The following is a 16163-nucleotide window of genomic DNA, read 5'->3' on the forward strand; positions in this document are numbered from 1 at the left end:
CTTTTGCACTACTTGTGGTGGTTAAAATATTAGTTCGCTCCTGCACCTTGTCTTGATTCTTCAGAGTTTTCGACCAAAACAGCGGCGCCTATTTGGTTGATTTCTTCCCACAGTCCGGTGTCGATTTCAATACCATTATCTATCGTTTTCTCTTTTATACGAGCAATTTCTTCAGCGCTCATATGGAACCGAGTTTGGTGATCACCTGAGTTTTGCAGTGATGAATCTAGATCGACTCGAGAACTGCATATAATGGTTAATGCTTGCTTGTCTTGATCGTTGCTCTCAAGGTGAGTTATGGCCTGGCTAAATGACGGATAGCGGGCTCCAGCTTTGATTGCGGCCGTATACTCAGTCACAATGTTACTGCCATTTCTCCAGTAGGCTACTACACTGATGCCTCGACGGCCGCAATCGGTTAATGCTTTTAAGATAAATTTACGATTATGGCAGTTATGTACGCTGATGGTGGCAATGCCGCACTCAAGCGCTTTTGCGTGAGCTAGGTCGACGGCGGAAGCGATGCAGTTTAAAGCACTTCGACCATGACTATCAATGATGGCTGAGGTGCTGTCTTCATAAACAACGGTACTCATGGCTTTATTTTTATCGTCCTTGATATAAGGCAGTGTGTTTTCCAACTCTTTTAATCCATTTAGACCATGCTTTTCTAGCCATAAGATCATGTTAGCGGCATCTTCATAGTTGCCAACATAATAATTGGCGGCTTCAAAACAACGACGTAGTGCGGCTTTTAACTCATTCATAGAGACATGCATTAGACATTACCTCCTTTTTTCGGTGCCAATGGCATAAACCAATCATCATTAAAACTGCCTCCAATGTCTTCTAATAAAGGTGCACCTTGGAACATAGTATTACGAACCCATAATTTTGAGCGAGGATCGAATTTACTGACACCAAAAAAGGCCAGTTTTGCTCTTAGTAGATGCATAGGCAAGACGTTTTTATCGAGTAGGTTCGCTTGAATATCCCCATAAACACAACGGTTCATACTTTGAATTCGTCTTACAATGCCTCTTAATTTCGGCTTGGTGACCATAAAACGTGCAGTAGAATGATTAGGAAATATTTTTATGTAGTCACACAGTTGGTCGTAACATTTACGAACCGCATAGCCAACGCCAAGAGCCATTTGCTTGTCTTTACCTTTTTCTGTAGCCGCTTGACCTAAGCGAGGTTCCATTTTTTCCTCCGACCGATACCAAAAAATATCTCTGGAGCCACTCTCTGAAAAGTCGATTTTTAATGCCCAAGCATAACGGTTCTCGATGACCTGCTTTAAAGTTTGTACAGGCATAACCGGATCTAGGTCTAAAAACTCATCTGATCCATGGTGGCTTTCTAGGCTATCGACTAATTCAGGATGCAATTCAAGTAGCAAGGACACGAGCAGTTCTTGTCCTTGCAAGGAGCATGTCTCTTCACTCCATAAGATCAAGCTGTTCCAGTTGTCCAACTTCGACTCTAGGCGTTGACTTAATAGGGCAAGGTCTTTCAATACGATGACGTTATTTTGGCTTTGCCATTCGTCTTCCGTGTGAGTTTCACTCATGTGGTGCTGTACACGATAAATTAAACGATTTAATTTCTCTTTAGCATCCTCATTATACAGGCCAAGTTGTCTTACTCTTGCTAGGGCCAATTCACGCATTTCAACCCATTGATTGATTAACATTGGATGGTTCATTAGATAGGGTGCCATACCTAGCCCTGTCGAATTACCTATGCCAAAGTAGCGCTTAATGTCCGCTTGCATGGGATTAAATGTGGCTGGTGAACGCATTTTCGCAATGTGTTCCGCTTGGAATAGGCTAAAGTTCCTCAGCATAAAGCAAGCAAACATTTCTGCCGAGAAAGGGCGAGCAAAGTCGGGCCAGCGGGTAGATACTTTCTCCCAATCAGCCATGCCTAACTTACCACTTCCATAAACAGCAGTAGTACGGTAGAGGTAACCTACTTTGGCAATTTTATCTATATCTGGTTGTCCGCCTGCCGCCAATTGATCAACAACGTAGTCAAAGTTTCGAGCGCTTCTATTGGCCCTTGATAGAACAAATACTCGAGAATCAACGCGTCCGGCCTCTTGTTTAGGCACATTTTTACGTAACATTTCTAAATAAGCCTGACTTACTTTACCGCCGACTAATGCCATGGTGAGGTCCCATTTAGAGGCAATAACACGATCGTTTCTCTCATCTGGAGACAAATAGTCTGAAAAAATAACAAAGCTAAAAAGATCATGAGGTGTTTGAATCTCATAGATAACGGTGCCGTAACCCTCATTATCCAGTGACATTGTGCTCATGACAATTTGCCAACGTTCACGCATGACATGGCGTACTAATATGCGCATAAAGCTTAGACGGCTTTGATGCATGGCGCCTAAACGCTCTAAATCCATAACCTGATCAATAGGCCGAAGTGGTAACGCATTACTTCCTCTTAATGAAGATTTAATCGCGGCGGATGTCGTCATGAAGCACACTCTCTTATGAATTAATGGACAGTACAGGCCTGAGTTAATAGGCATTTATATTTTTTGTTGTGCCCCATGATTGACTATCGTTCCGTTACCATCAAATCAAAAAGCTCTATCATTAAATAAGTAATTCTTATCAAAACAGATAAAACTATTATTTTTACTAGAGTTTTACTTTTTTAAGATACTTATTGGAGACTTTTACTCTTTGATTCATATCAATTTATCTTTATTGTTTATCGCTTTGCTTTCGCTAGGATAAAGTCGGCAAGGGCATTGGCGGCAGGTGACAGCGATTTATTATTGAGTTGCACTAGGCCAATTCGTCGAACCACATGGGGAGTGTCGAGAGGGATAAAACATAAGCTTTTGCTTTCCTTTGGAAAGGCATATCGAGGCAAGGTGGTGATTCCAACACCGGCTTCTAACATGGCAATTAAAGAGATCATATTGGAAATGTAAAACTGGGACCGACCTAGCAAAGGACTGGCTTCACTGTCTTCTAATAGTCGGGAAGTACCATTACTAATAAAGCGATGCTCCAATAATGTTTTCCAGTGAATGCCTTTTTGTTTTGCCAGTGGATGATCGTTTGGACAGACGACACCAATTTGATCCTCCCATATGGGATGAAACAATTTATCTGGATGCTCATCTTTATGAAAGAGGCTGGCGATGCCAAAGTCTACCTGTTGATTTTCTATCATGTTGAGTACCGCGTCGGAGTTATCATCAAAAAAACTGACGTTTAAGTCTGGGGCGTCGGCGACAAATTCCAGTAACAATTCGGGTAATACTTGGCTCGCAATAGAGGGGACGGAAGCTAAGCGTATGTGTCCTGTTTTATGGTCGGCCATCAGCATCATGTCTTGAGTAATACGATCATGATGGGCGATTAATTCCTTGGCTTTAGGTAAGAATAATTCTCCAAAGGGGGTCAGTTCTGCTTTTGCTGATTTTGTATTGCGCTTTTCAAAAACATCTTCGCCTAATTTATTCTCTAGGTCTTTTATTGATAGTGAAATGGCGGGTTGTGTTCTGTGAGCCCGTTCAGCCGCCACGTGAAAGCCTTTCAGCTCGGCTACCCAGACAAAATGGCGCAGTTGAGTAATTTTCAATTCTGGCATCATAATAAAAAAACCTTATCAGTTAATATTATTTATTAATTTTTATTATTAAATCATGAGTATTAGTATGATGCCAATACCATATAGGAGTAACAAAACATGTCCGATTCAGTTTTTCGTAATTACATCGCCGGTGAGTGGGTTGATGGTAACAGTAAGAATATAGATAACATTAGTCCAGCCGACACTAAAGATATTATCGGCACCTATGCTCAAGCCGACAAATCTCAAACTCTTGCGGCTATTGCCGCCGCGAAGCAAGGCCAGCTGGAATGGGAAAAAAGTGGTTTAGAACAGAGATACACTGTCTTAATGGCCATTGGTGATGAGTTGATTGCCCGTAAAGATGAATTAGGTGAATTACTTGCTCGTGAAGAAGGTAAAACGTTAGCGGAAGGGGCGGGTGAAACTTATCGTTCTGGTCAGTTCTTTCATTACTATGCGGCCGAAGTGCTGCGTCAAATGGGTGAGACAGCGGATTCAGTGAGACCTGGTGTAGAGATTGAAACGCGCCGTGAACCTGTGGGTGTAGTGGGTATTATCACGCCATGGAATTTCCCAACCGCAACCGGTGCTTGGAAAATTGCACCCGCATTGGCTTATGGTAATGCGGTTGTATGGAAGCCAGCGAATCAAGTGCCAGCCAGTGCTTGGGCATTAACGGAAATTATTTCTCGTCAGAACCTTCCTGCAGGTACCGTTAACTTAGTTATGGGACCGGGTTCAGAAGTAGGTGACACCTTAATTCACTCTCCTGATATCAATGCGTTAACTTTTACTGGATCTCTCGAAACGGGTCGTAAGGTGGCCGTTGCAACGGCGGCGAACTTAATAAAGTGCCAGTTAGAAATGGGCAGTAAAAACGCGCTTATCGTTTTAGATGATGCGGATTTAGACAATGCGGTTGAATGTGCTGTCGGTGGTGCTTACGGTGGCACGGGGCAAAAATGCACAGCGTCTTCTCGTCTTATTGTGACCGAAGGTATCCATGACCTGTTTGTTAGTAAAATGATCGAGCGCATGCAGAAGCTGGTTGTTGGCCACCCTCTAAAAGCAGGAGTCCATATTGGCGCGGTTGCCGATGCGAGACAAATGCAACAAAACCTGGCTTACCTTGCGCTTGCTAAGGAAGAAGGGGCTGAATTGGCTTACGGTGGTGATGTGCTAACGGAAGAAGCAGATGGTTATTATATGCAACCGGCCTTATTCGTGAATACAACAAATCAAATGGCAATCAATCGTGAAGAAGCCTTTGCCCCTATTGCTTGTATTATCAAAGTGAAAGACTACACAGAAGCATTGACGACACTAAATGATACAAACTTTGGCTTAACAGGCGGTATCTGCACGACCTCTCTTAAATACGCGAATGACTTTAAACGTAACGCTAAGACGGGTTGCGCCATGATTAATTTACCAACAGCAGGTACGGATTATCATGTGCCATTTGGTGGGCGTAAAGATTCCAGTTTTGGTCCTCGTGAACAGGGTACATACGCGAAAGAGTTTTACACAGTGGTTAAAACCACGTATATGCGCGCTTAAAAAGGGCTGAATCATGCATCAGGATCTTATCGTCATAGATGGTTTGCAATACTCGAATTGGGACAGAAACATCTTCTTACAACTAAAAGAAGGTGGTGTCACTATGGTGCATGCGACCATTGTTTATCATGAACAAATTCGTGAAACCTTGTTGCGTATTGGTGAATGGAATACGCATTTTGAACAAAATGCGGATCTCATTATGCCGGTTCGTTGTGCTGATGATATTCGCATTGCGAAAGCCACTGGCCGAGTCGGCATTATGTTTGGTGCTCAAAACTGTTCTCCAATCGAAGATGACATCAGCATGATTGCGATAATGCGTGAGTTGAATTTAATGATCATGCAGTTGACCTATAACAATCAAAGTTTATTAGCCTGTGGTTGTTATGAAGCGGTTGATAGTGGTGTTACTCGCTTTGGCAGACAGGCCATTAAAGAAATGAATCGAGTGGGGATGATAGTGGATATGAGTCATAGCGGCGAACGTAGCACGCTTGATGCCATTGAAATATCAGAACGTCCCATTGTGATTTCCCATGCAAACCCGCTTAGTTTCCATGAAGCAAAGCGCAATAAATCGGACTTAGTATTGAAAACACTGGCAGAATCCGGCGGTTTGTTAGGTTTCAGCTTATACCCATTTCACTTGAATAATGGTTCAAATTGTAGCCTTAGTGAATTTTGCGACATGATTGCTAATACGGCCGATTTAATGGGAATTGATAATATTGGTATAGGCACTGACTTATGCCAACAACAACCCTTGTCTATTCTGGAATGGATGCGAAATGGTCGTTGGTCGAAGTTAAAGGATTATGGTGAGGGATCGAAATCCAATTCGGATTGGCCTGAGCCACTTACTTGGTTTAAGGATAGCCGAGATTTCCCTAATCTGACAACAGGCCTTATTGATAGGGGGTTTAACCACACTGAGGTCGCAAAAATTATGGGGCAAAACTGGTTAAGATTCTTTGATGAAGGATTAGCGCCACAGGCTTCTTAATAGGTAACCAAGTTAACGAGCGCGTTTATGTGTTCGTTAACACCGGATAAATTCAATAACTATAAAAAATAACTATCCCCAGGAGACTTACCATGAGTAGAGTATCTCAAGACGGCTTACGGCCAAATCAAGCAGATAGCAGTAATACAGGGTTGCTCGCAGGAGTGGATTTGCCTGTATTTATTATCAGTGGCGGTGGCTTAGCTCTTTTTGTAATTGCGGCACTGTATGACATTAATATGGTATCCGCATGGGTGAATTCCACTTTTGCTGTATCGACAAAATTATTTGGTGCCTATTGGCAAGTACTGTTATTACTCACTTTTGTAATCGGTCTGTTTATGGCGATGGGACGTACCGGTAACGTTGTATTAGGCGGTATTAAAGCCCCAGAAATTTCCACGTTTAAGTGGATGTCAATAATCATGTGTACCTTATTGGCTGGTGGTGGTGTCTTTTGGGCCGCCGCAGAACCTATGGCGCATTTTACTTCTGCACCCCCTTTGTTTGGCAAAGCCGAAGGTGCTCAAGCGGCTTATAATGCCTTAGCTCAAAGCTTTATGCATTGGGGCTTTTTAGCCTGGGCTATCTTAGGGAGCTTAACCGGTGTGGTATTCATGTATTTGCATTATGAAAAAGGTTTGCCACTTAAGCCAAGAACGCTGCTTTATCCTGTTTTTGGGGATAAGGTAATGACAGGACCTTTTGGCGCGATCGTGGATGCCAGCTGTGTCTTGGCGGTTGTTGCAGGAACGGTTGGACCGATTGGATTTCTAGGATTGCAAGTGAGCTTTGGGTTGGAGAAACTCTTTGGCATTCCAGATACATACACGACTCAGTTAGTCATCTTATTAACCTTGATTGGTATCTATACTTTGTCTGCCGTAAGTGGGGTAACAAAAGGTATTCAGATATTAAGTCGCGCCAATGTCATCCTTGCTGTAGTACTCATGGCGTTTATTTTATTGTTTGGCCCAACGGCATTCATTATTGATAGTTATCTACAAGCGTTTGGTATTTATCTTGATCAGTTTATTCCGATGGCTACCTTTCGAGCAAGCCCTGGTTGGTTAGATTGGTGGACTGTGTTCTTTTGGGGCTGGTTCCTTGGTTATGGTCCATTGATGGCGATGTTTGTTGCTCGTATTTCGCGTGGACGCACCATTCGTCAAATGGTGGTATTGATTTCAGTAGTGGCTCCAATCATCACTACTTTCTGGTTCACCATAGTAGGTGGTAGTGGTCTGTCGTTTGAGCTGGATAATCCAGGTGTGATTTCAGAACCCTTCACTGGATTTAATCTGCCTGCGGCATTATTGGCGATTACTGAGCAATTACCAATGGGGTCATTAGTGTCAGTGCTCTTTCTTATTTTGACGACGATATTTGTGGCAACAACGGGTGACTCTATGACGTATGCCATATCCATGGTCATGACGGGTACTGATCAACCTCAGAGCGCTATTCGTGTTTTTTGGGGCGTTATTATGGGCTTAGTCGCCGCATTACTTATTTCAATTGGTGCAGGTGGTATTTCGGCGTTGCAATCTTTCATTGTGATCACCGCCGTGCCCGTTTCCTTAGTGCTTTTACCGTCACTTTGGACGGCTCCTCAGATCGCTAAAAAAATGGCCGATGAGCAAGGTCTATAAATCATCTAATTATTTCTTGAAGTATTAGAAAAGGTGAGATGCCTTTTCTAATACTGATAGCCAGTAAGATCATTTTCTGTAATTAAGAGACAAAAAATCGATGAATACATCCATTAAAGCCCCAGTTAAAACGAATTTATTCGCATCAAAAGCGCCATTAGAATGGGCGATTATCGCTAATGGCCAGTTGTCGACGGCGCAGATTCCAATCGACCCGCAAGGTAATGTGGTTGAAGGAGGGATTGAGGCGCAGGCACGTCAGACCATGGATAATCTTAAACATACGATTGAGTCGGCTGAACTCACCATGGATCATGTGACGCAGGTATTAATTTATGTGACGGAGCGATCTCAGTTACCTGTTTTTAATAAAGTGTATGCTGAGTATTTTTCCGCCCCCTTTCCTAATCGTGCGGCTATGATTGTGGCTGGTCTTGCAAGAGAAGAAATGCTATGTGAAGTTGTTGCTTACGCGGCGGTTCCACAAGCATAAGCGATCAGTTTATGTGATACAGAATAGACAAAAGCTTATTACAGGACATTCCTATAATAAGCTTTTTTATGACTCTTGTATTTTATGGCTGTTGACTGCTATTTTTTGATCCATTGTCCGTTTGATTCAATGTAATGGCCATTCTGTGTTTTTTGAAACGCTTTCGTTGCGGCGAGTGCTTCTACTTGAGGTAGCGTTAAACCGTTCTTCTCGGCTAATTTTAGGTATTGTGCTTTTCGCTTAGCATTGATCTCATTCACTACTTTTTTAGCTTCGGCATTGTCTACTACAAGGCCAAGATAGCCTGAGTTTCGTTCACCAACTAAGCCTTGGTTCTTTGCTTCGTCTAGTGACAGAGCCCAAGCGGAAAAAGAGACGCACATAGCGGTTAGTAAGGTAATAAGTTTCATTTTTTTCATCTTGATCTCCTTAGAATAAGTCACTGTCATCACTGAATAATGAATCTAATTCTTTGTCTACTTTGACCCGAATTTCATGGTCGACTTTTACATTTAAATTTATCGTAATCGGTTCTTTTGTGGCCACTTCCACCGTGTGAGTACAGGCGCTTAATATAAAAATCGCAACCATTGAGGCCAATGCTTTTAGGCCGAATGCTTTTATCATTGTGTTGTCCTTTTTGTAGCCTGTTTTAAGCAGTGCTATTCATGTCGATATTTTTGCTCAACTTTTTGTGTGATCTCATCACTTAAGCGCAATGCTCTAAGTAATGTAAACACATTTTCTTCATGATTGTAGTTAAAGTTGACTTCTTGAGCTTGTTTTTTATTGTAACCTTTTAAGTTTACATTAAGCGTTAATTCTCCGCTTGGTCCAAGCTTGACTTGACTGTCCAGTTTTTGAATATCTAAATTTTCCAATAAACTGAGTACGCTATTGAGCTCTTTTTGTTGAGATTTTATGGCGTTAAAGGCGGCGTTGTTTTCAATGATGAGAGCACCTTGATCTTGATTGTTTAGTTCTCCTTGCTTTATTTCAATCTGATTCCCATCAAAGGAAATTGGCAGATTACCAGCATAGCGCCCAGTCAATTGGATAGTAGGATCATTATAAAGAGCCATTAATTGGCTGGCATCAATGTCTTTAAAACTCAGGTTCGCGGTTTGTGTTAAGGCGCCAATTTGATATTCATCCATCAAAAAAGCACCACCAAATAGGGTTCCTTTAAGATCGCGTATTGCGATTTGATTGTTTTGTAAAGTAAACCCACCTTCAATATGTTGTAGAATCACGCCGGCACGTAGCTCTTCAAGGGTGAAATGAGAGTTGTCCAATGTGATTACTTTATCTTGATAGCTGGCCGACGGTCGACTATTTAATTTGTTAATAAGGTAATCCTTGTAGAGACCGGAGATTTGCTCTAAGGCGAGAGAGAAATGCGCACTCTGTGCTTCTATATCTCCTTTTACTATAGCTGAGAAGTATCCGTTAGTGAGCTGTACTTCAGGATCAAATTTTCCAATTAAAGGATTTAATCGATCGGCTGTTTGCTTTGGAATACTCAGTGTAAAAGGGTGTCCTTGGTTTGATAAGGTATGTGTTGCTATTGCTGTGATTCCTTCCGTAGCAATGCGGTGGGAAGCAACGAGGTTTGTTTGATAATGCCCAACTGAGTCCATCTTTAAATTCGACAGTGTGATTTGGGGGTGTTGCAAGGATTTTAACATGCTAACGGCAGTAAACTGCACATCAGCTTCTGCTGCATCTAGGTCAAACTGCGCCTGAACTGTATTAGTAAAACCACTCAATTTAATGGTGTCTGTCTGGTTGAGTTGAATGCGGCTACCGACTATTTGACTGTTTAAGGTCGCCTTTGCTCTCAGCTTACTATCTATTTTGGTAACCAGTTTTCCATTGTAATGTTGAAACTGGTAGGTACCTATTTTTCCAGATGCAATCTTGACTTGACTATTGAACTCGCCATTAAACGCACTCGCTCTGTCTAGTATATCCGTAAACGAAAAGGCACCATTTATAAACGTTTCGGCTGTTTTTAAGCCGATGAAACTGGGTAACTCATCTAATGCTATTTGATACTCTCCTGTAAGAGTGGCATCACTAAGGTCAGCGCTAATCCGAATGCTATCCACCTTTTTGGTTGTTGCTTGGAGTGTGAATTTGCCTGTGGCGGTATTGGGGTTGTCTAACAACATTGAAATAGTATGCGCTTTTAACTGATAGGCATTATTTCCAACCTTATCAATGCTGTGCAGAGACATATACGGGATGGACAGCTGATTATTTAATAACTGGATGGGGTCAGAAACCGTTAATTGCCAATCAAATGCCATTTGATTCATTAAAAATTTTTGAGCATCGGATTGAGCTTGTTGAGCAAGGCAAGATGGCTGTATCTTAGCTTGAGTGATGAGATCACTTGCATCTATTGTTATTGCTTGGCTAGATAAATCGAAATTGGATTCTAGTGCCCCATGAATCGAAAAATTCACCTGGCATTGATTAACCGAATAGGGCAACTGACTGTCTATTTGACTACTCAGTTGTAGCCATTGGCTATTTAAAAGAAAAGTATGTCGACTATTCAACTTTGCCTTCTTCTGCTGAATCGCATTCAGTAACGCAGGGGCTTTTGCCAAGGGGGCTTTTAACAATTCTTTTATTACTCTGTCACTAGATAACTGTGCGTTCCCAGATACTTGATTGTTTGAAAGCCGGATGTTGGCGTTGATATCTCCAGCGATCAAAAATTGATTGAGTTCGTTTTCTTTAAGGCTTAAATGCACCGTACTTAGAAATAGATCACTCTGAATCTGTAGTGATTTTATTGTTAATAAAGGCCGGGATTCTGGGAGAGTGAATGTTAAAAGATCGACTGGGTTTTGTGCGTCAGTGCTTGTTTGAGATGAAGGGCTAGGTGTTTGAGTTAATGGCCCCATTGATATGGAAGAGTGCTTTAAAGTGGCGTTGTCTATTACTAATTCGGTGGCACTAAGGTCAATTTCACTTAGTTCTAGTGTTTGACCCTGATATTGAAGACAAATCTTATTTGCTCGTAGGGAAAAACGCTCTGTTATAGACCAATCAAAACAATCTAGTTTGATATTGAGTTCAGCAAGCTTTGGCGCTAAATACCATTGAGTTATCGATAGACGATAAGCGTAGGTTATTGATACCGCAATCAACAGAATAAATACAATAGTGGCGCTTATACGTGGGAGCATATGGTCCTTACTTTATTACGGATTGTATAGAGTGGTTACCAGTAACGTTTTTTGACGCGATAGCGTTTTACTATTGTTATTGGCTTGTTTTTGATGGTATTAAAATACGACATAATTCCTTTAAAAAAGGCTTCATTAGGCGCTTACCATCTTGAATGCGACATCATCATCGCTATTTCTTGAAATAGAAGTTTAAATCTTTTAAATATGAATAAGTTATTTATTAACGTCATGTTTTAAGAGGTAATTTTGTGGATGATACTCGCATTATGTCGTTTTTATTAGTACCTGGATTCGCACTGACCTCTTTCTCTTTGTCAATTGAAGTACTTAGTGTAGCAAACAGTTTACTGTCATACGATGCTTATCACGTTCATTTATATGGAGAAAAATCGTTAGTTAAACAAACGGCTGTGACTAGTTCAAATGGTATTCCCATTCAAATTGAGGGAGATATAACGAGCTGTAAACAAACAGATACGTTATTTATTTGTGCTTATTTAGGGGCGGAAAACTTTTCTCAGGTGGAAACATGTAAACAAATAAAGTCTCTGTATAGGCAGCAATCGCGGATGGCATGTTTGTCCAGCGGTAGCTTTATATTGGCAAAATGTGGGTTGTTGAAGGGTAAGAAATGTACCGTTTATAATGAGCAAGCTATTTCTTTCAAAGAAATGTATCCTGATATAGATATACAAAATACCATCTTCTCAGTGGATGGGAAAATACTATCTTGTGCTGGTGGCACCAGTGCACTGGATATGATGCTGTATATTATTACACAAGATTACGGTAAGGCCTTTGCCCAAGATGTTTCAGAAATATTTTTACAAGACCGAGTTCGCTCATTCGATGAAATTCAGAAATCACAGCGCTATTTGTTGCTAAAAGAAAAATCTCCCTTGTTGGCCGCGGCGGTTGAGATTATGGATGAGAACTTGAGTTTAACCATATCAATTGAAGAAATTTCTCATCAGATTGGTACTACTCCTAGAAATTTAGAAAAAATATTTCAGCGAAATTTATCGACTACGCCCAAAAAATATTATCTAGACATCAGGCTAAAAGAATCTCTACATTTGTTAGAAAATACGAATATTAGTATTACGGGCATCTCACAATTAACAGGGTTCTCTTCTCAAAGTTATTTTAGTCAGTGCTTTAAAGAGAGGTACAATTCGTCACCTCAAAAAATTCGTTCTAATACGGCATAGTTCGTTTTTTACCCCTATGTTGTTCGTGTTTTTGATATATCCGGTCGGTTAATTGCTTTCTAATAATTAACTTCATTAAGAGGTTAGGGGAAAAAGTATGACTACCGTAATTGAGAATAACCTGCACAGCATTACACCATTATTTGAGGAAATTCCTGTAATAGATTTAAGCTCTCTATTAGATGGCAGTAATGAATATGCTGTGGCGAAAAATATAGGTGACGTGTGTGAAAACGTGGGTTTTATGTATATTAAAAATCATGGTGTGCCTCAATCCCTTATCGACAGAATGTATCAACTCAGTCAGATGTTCTTTGCTTTATCACTAGAGCAAAAATCAGAATTAGATATTGCTCTTTCAGGTAAAACACTAAGAGGTTATATCAAAACATACGCAGAGAATGTTAACCCTACAGTAACCAATGATTTGAAAGAATGCTTAGATTTAGCAAAAGACTCTAATGGGAAACAACCTTTTTTTGGAACGAACCCTTACCCCAAAATGTTGCCTGAGTTTAAAGAAGTCTATGAAGCGTATTATGATCATATGATGGTACTTGGTCGTAACCTAGTGAAAGCGATTGCATTGAGCCTTGATTTGCCTGCAGACTATTTTGAAGCATTACAGAAAGATCCTATTACTATTCAGCGATTCTTGCATTACCCTCCGCAAACAGGAATGATCTCAGAGAAAGAGATCGGTGTTGGTGAACATACAGATTATGGGTTTTTAACTATATTATCTCAGGACTCAATTGGTGGATTGCAAGTACGCAATAGGGCCGGTGAGTGGATAAGTGCACCGCCAATTGATGGTACTTTTATTGTGAATATTGGCGATCTAGTTCAAACCTTTACTAACGATAAATATATATCCACGATGCATCGAGTGATCAATGCTGGAGACAAAGATCGTTATTCCATGCCGTTTTTTATGGATTTAGACTTTGATGCGGTGGTGGATGTTGTACCCACCTGTCAAAGTGATGATCATCCGTCGAAATATTCCCCTTATACCTGTGGAGAGCATAAGTTTTCTCGTTTCATTGATAGCTTCCCTCATTTGTCAAACCAGAGGTAGCGGGGTAAGCTTCTAGCTTATTTGGGGCCTTAAGGAGTTATGAATGAATTTTTATATGATCGATACTGTAGAACAAATGGATTTAGCACTTATTCATGAGACTTTAAGCCGCACTTATTGGGCAAAAAATATCCCTTTCTCTGTTTTGGAGAAAGGGTTAAATAATTCTTTATGTTTCGGCGTTATGAATGCGGAGCATCAACAAGTTGGCTTTGCTCGAATGATTACAGATCGGGCTACATTTGCCTATTTAGCGGATGTTTTCATCTTACCTGACTACCAGGGATTGGGTTTAAGCAAGCGGTTAATGAAAGCGATTTTGGCACATAAAGAGTTACAGGGATTAAGGCGTATGGTTCTGGCAACCAGTGACGCCCATGGATTATATGAACAATTTGGTTTTAATCAGTTAGCCAATCCAAACAGTTTTATGGAAATTTGGCAGCCTAATGTATATGAAAATTAATGCTCTGTTTAGGTAGGCTCTTTTGCTTTGAAGGCGTCATCAACTAATGCTAAATAATGATTCTTTTGAGCTGTTGATAGCCAAGCACCCGCAAAAGAATTTTTTGCTAATCGATATAGCTCATCTTCAGTTAAATTCGATTCTTGTATCAATGCTCGGTAGTTTTCATTCATATAACCACCAAAATAGGCCGGATCATCAGAATTGACGGTGGCATTTAGATTTAGCTGTAGCATTTTTTGAATTGGATGGCTTGCCATAGAGTCGACGACACAAAGCTTTAAATTAGACAGTGGGCAAACGGTTAAGGTTAGTCGACGCCTTAAAATTTCAGAAGTAAGCTGGGTATCTTCTAAGGCTCTATTACCATGGTCGATACGATCAACATTAAGGATGTCTAACGCTTGCCAAACGTAATCTGGAGGTCCTTCTTCACCTGCATGAACCGTGATTTTTAATCCTAGATCTTTACAGCTTTGAAAAACGCGACTGAATTTTTCAGGTGGATGATTTAGCTCTGAGCTGTCTAAACCTACCCCAGTGATCTTATCTAAAAATGGCTTGGCTAAGTCAAGTGTTTCAAATGCACTTTCTTCACTTAAGTGACGTAGAAAAGACATGATGAGCTGATACGTCATGCCCCATTTTTGTTCTGCTTCAGTCAGTGCTTTAGTGATACCGTTAATTTGAATATCAAAAGCAATACCTCGCGCTAAGTGTCCTTGAGGGTCAAAAAATAGTTCAACATGGACGACATTCTGAGCATGAACCTTTTCTAGATAAGCCATGGTGAGGTCGTAAAAATCCTCTTCTTTTAGCAGTACTGACATACCTTGGTAATAAAGGTCTAGAAAGTCTTGCAGATTGCTAAATTGATAGGCCGCTTGTAGCTCTTCTATGGAGTGGTATTTCAGGAGGATATTGTTGCGCTTTGCTATTTGAAACATTTGTTCAGGCTCAAGTGTACCTTCTAAATGCAAATGCAATTCTGCTTTTGGCATGCGCTCAGCTAATGTAAGCAATTCAGTTTGAGTTCGCATCTTGTACCTCTTTAAACTTTGTATGTTGCTTTATAGGTTGCTGTCTCCGTTTTAATATCTGAGACAGAGTCGAGATAGCAATTTCTCCTGGTTGCTTACTAATAATGTCTGGCTCACCCATAGGGCATTCCATACGCTCAATCACATCATGAGTAAATCCTTTATCTTTTAGCTTATGTTTAAAACGAGCGCTTTTGGTTTTTGATCCTATTACCCCCAAGTAAGCAAAATCTCCGCGTTTTAGTATGGCTTCCGATAAGTCTAGATCAAGTTGATGATTATGGGTTAATACTAGGTAATAACTTTGGCTAGGGAGATCTTTAATCTCATCAATTGGGTAATCTGACGGTATTTTGATTATATTGTCAGCGAGCTGGTTTTGATTTGGAAATTCTTCTGCTCGGCTATCGATCCAATAGACTTTACATGGTATTTGTTCTAAGCAATGGACAATGGCTTTTCCTACATGTCCTGCTCCGAAGATGGCGACGGTAAAATCAGCCTGAAAAACGCTTTCAAATAATAATGCCACTTTGCCTCCACAGCATTGCCCAAGAGTCGCCCCTAAAGGATATTCTTTAATTTCATTAACAGACTGCTTGTTTGTTAAGCATTCGCGGGCGTAGGCCATGGCTTTCCATTCAAGGTGGCCGCCACCAATAGTGTTAAAGATGGCTTCTTGGGTAATCAACATGCGAGCACCGACTTCTCTAGGAGTTGATCCTTTAATAGACACAACAGATACCATCACAAAGTTTATGCCTGCTTTTTCGAGTTGTGCGGCGTGTTGAATCCAATGTAGCTTCATAAGTGTCCTAAAAGTAAGCGATTAT

Annotated in this window: 15 protein-coding genes; 7 read left to right on the top strand and 8 right to left on the bottom strand. The window is 40.8% G+C overall.

The genetic code is table 11. From position 1 onward, the window contains the following. Nucleotides 1-29: 29 nt before the first annotated feature. The 3 genes from O1D97_RS15560 to O1D97_RS15570 form a co-directional block, all read right to left on the bottom strand. Nucleotides 30-779 carry a DUF3726 domain-containing protein gene (locus O1D97_RS15560; protein WP_269127075.1) on the bottom strand — a complete coding sequence of 250 codons (750 nt, stop codon included), beginning with the start codon at nt 777-779 and terminating at the stop codon, nt 30-32. Then, nucleotides 779-2500, bottom strand: a complete 1722-nt coding sequence (locus O1D97_RS15565; RefSeq protein WP_269127076.1) for a hypothetical protein — start codon at nt 2498-2500, stop codon at nt 779-781. The genes O1D97_RS15560 and O1D97_RS15565 overlap by 1 nt, the downstream gene beginning before the upstream one ends. A gap of 239 nt (nt 2501-2739) precedes the next feature. After that, the gene (locus O1D97_RS15570) at nt 2740-3633 is read right to left on the bottom strand and encodes a LysR family transcriptional regulator (RefSeq protein ID WP_269127078.1); all 894 of its coding nucleotides are present in this window, start codon (nt 3631-3633) and stop codon (nt 2740-2742) included. A 96-nt stretch (nt 3634-3729) separates the two neighbouring features. On the opposite strand from O1D97_RS15570, the gene O1D97_RS15575 reads away from it, so the two are divergent. From O1D97_RS15575 to O1D97_RS15590, 4 genes are all read left to right on the top strand, one after another. Then, complete coding sequence (locus tag O1D97_RS15575; protein ID WP_269127080.1) at nt 3730-5175, top strand: aldehyde dehydrogenase family protein; 1446 nt, start codon at nt 3730-3732, stop codon at nt 5173-5175. A 13-nt stretch (nt 5176-5188) separates the two neighbouring features. Next, complete coding sequence (locus tag O1D97_RS15580) at nt 5189-6181, top strand: membrane dipeptidase (protein ID WP_269127082.1); 993 nt, start codon at nt 5189-5191, stop codon at nt 6179-6181. Between the two features lie 92 nt (nt 6182-6273). After that, nucleotides 6274-7833: a BCCT family transporter gene (locus O1D97_RS15585; protein ID WP_269127084.1), complete on the top strand. Its 1560-nt coding sequence runs from the start codon at nt 6274-6276 to the stop codon at nt 7831-7833. Nucleotides 7834-7945: 112 nt separating this feature from the next. Continuing rightward, nucleotides 7946-8326: a RidA family protein gene (locus tag O1D97_RS15590; protein WP_269127203.1), complete on the top strand. Its 381-nt coding sequence runs from the start codon at nt 7946-7948 to the stop codon at nt 8324-8326. Between the two features lie 98 nt (nt 8327-8424). On the opposite strand, the gene O1D97_RS15595 is transcribed toward O1D97_RS15590, so the two are convergent. The 3 genes from O1D97_RS15595 to O1D97_RS15605 are packed head-to-tail and all read right to left on the bottom strand — an operon-like array spanning nt 8425 to nt 11529. Further along, nucleotides 8425-8745 (bottom strand): YdbL family probable chaperone protein, encoded by a 321-nt coding sequence (locus tag O1D97_RS15595; RefSeq protein WP_269127086.1) that lies wholly within the window; start codon nt 8743-8745, stop codon nt 8425-8427. 10 nt (nt 8746-8755) lie between these two features. Continuing rightward, entirely contained in the window at nt 8756-8953 is a 198-nt protein-coding gene (locus O1D97_RS15600) for a YnbE family lipoprotein (protein ID WP_269127088.1), read from the bottom strand. A gap of 35 nt (nt 8954-8988) precedes the next feature. Then, nucleotides 8989-11529: an intermembrane phospholipid transport protein YdbH family protein gene (locus O1D97_RS15605; protein ID WP_269127090.1), complete on the bottom strand. Its 2541-nt coding sequence runs from the start codon at nt 11527-11529 to the stop codon at nt 8989-8991. 251 nt (nt 11530-11780) lie between these two features. Here O1D97_RS15605 and O1D97_RS15610 point away from each other — a divergent pair, with 251 nt between their 5' ends. The 3 genes from O1D97_RS15610 (at nt 11781) to O1D97_RS15620 (ending at nt 14290) form a co-directional block, all read left to right on the top strand. Next, nucleotides 11781-12743, top strand: coding sequence for a GlxA family transcriptional regulator (locus O1D97_RS15610; RefSeq protein ID WP_269127092.1), 963 nt, complete (start codon nt 11781-11783; stop codon nt 12741-12743). Nucleotides 12744-12840: 97 nt separating this feature from the next. Then, the gene (locus O1D97_RS15615) at nt 12841-13824 is read left to right on the top strand and encodes an isopenicillin N synthase family dioxygenase (protein WP_269127094.1); all 984 of its coding nucleotides are present in this window, start codon (nt 12841-12843) and stop codon (nt 13822-13824) included. 43 nt (nt 13825-13867) lie between these two features. Beyond that, on the top strand, nt 13868-14290 hold the full coding sequence (locus O1D97_RS15620; protein ID WP_269127096.1) for a GNAT family N-acetyltransferase: 423 nt from the start codon (nt 13868-13870) through the stop codon (nt 14288-14290). An 8-nt stretch (nt 14291-14298) separates the two neighbouring features. On the opposite strand, the gene O1D97_RS15625 is transcribed toward O1D97_RS15620, so the two are convergent. Together O1D97_RS15625 and xdhC are read right to left on the bottom strand one after the other, a co-directional pair. After that, on the bottom strand, nt 14299-15330 hold the full coding sequence (locus tag O1D97_RS15625; protein WP_269127098.1) for an adenosine deaminase: 1032 nt from the start codon (nt 15328-15330) through the stop codon (nt 14299-14301). Further along, nucleotides 15314-16138, bottom strand: a complete 825-nt coding sequence (gene xdhC / locus O1D97_RS15630) for a xanthine dehydrogenase accessory protein XdhC (RefSeq protein ID WP_269127099.1) — start codon at nt 16136-16138, stop codon at nt 15314-15316. The genes O1D97_RS15625 and xdhC overlap by 17 nt, the downstream gene beginning before the upstream one ends. Between the last annotated feature and the right edge of the window lie 25 nt (nt 16139-16163).

Source organism: Marinomonas phaeophyticola (genome assembly GCF_026966905.1).
Taxonomy (GTDB): domain Bacteria; phylum Pseudomonadota; class Gammaproteobacteria; order Pseudomonadales; family Marinomonadaceae; genus Marinomonas; species Marinomonas phaeophyticola.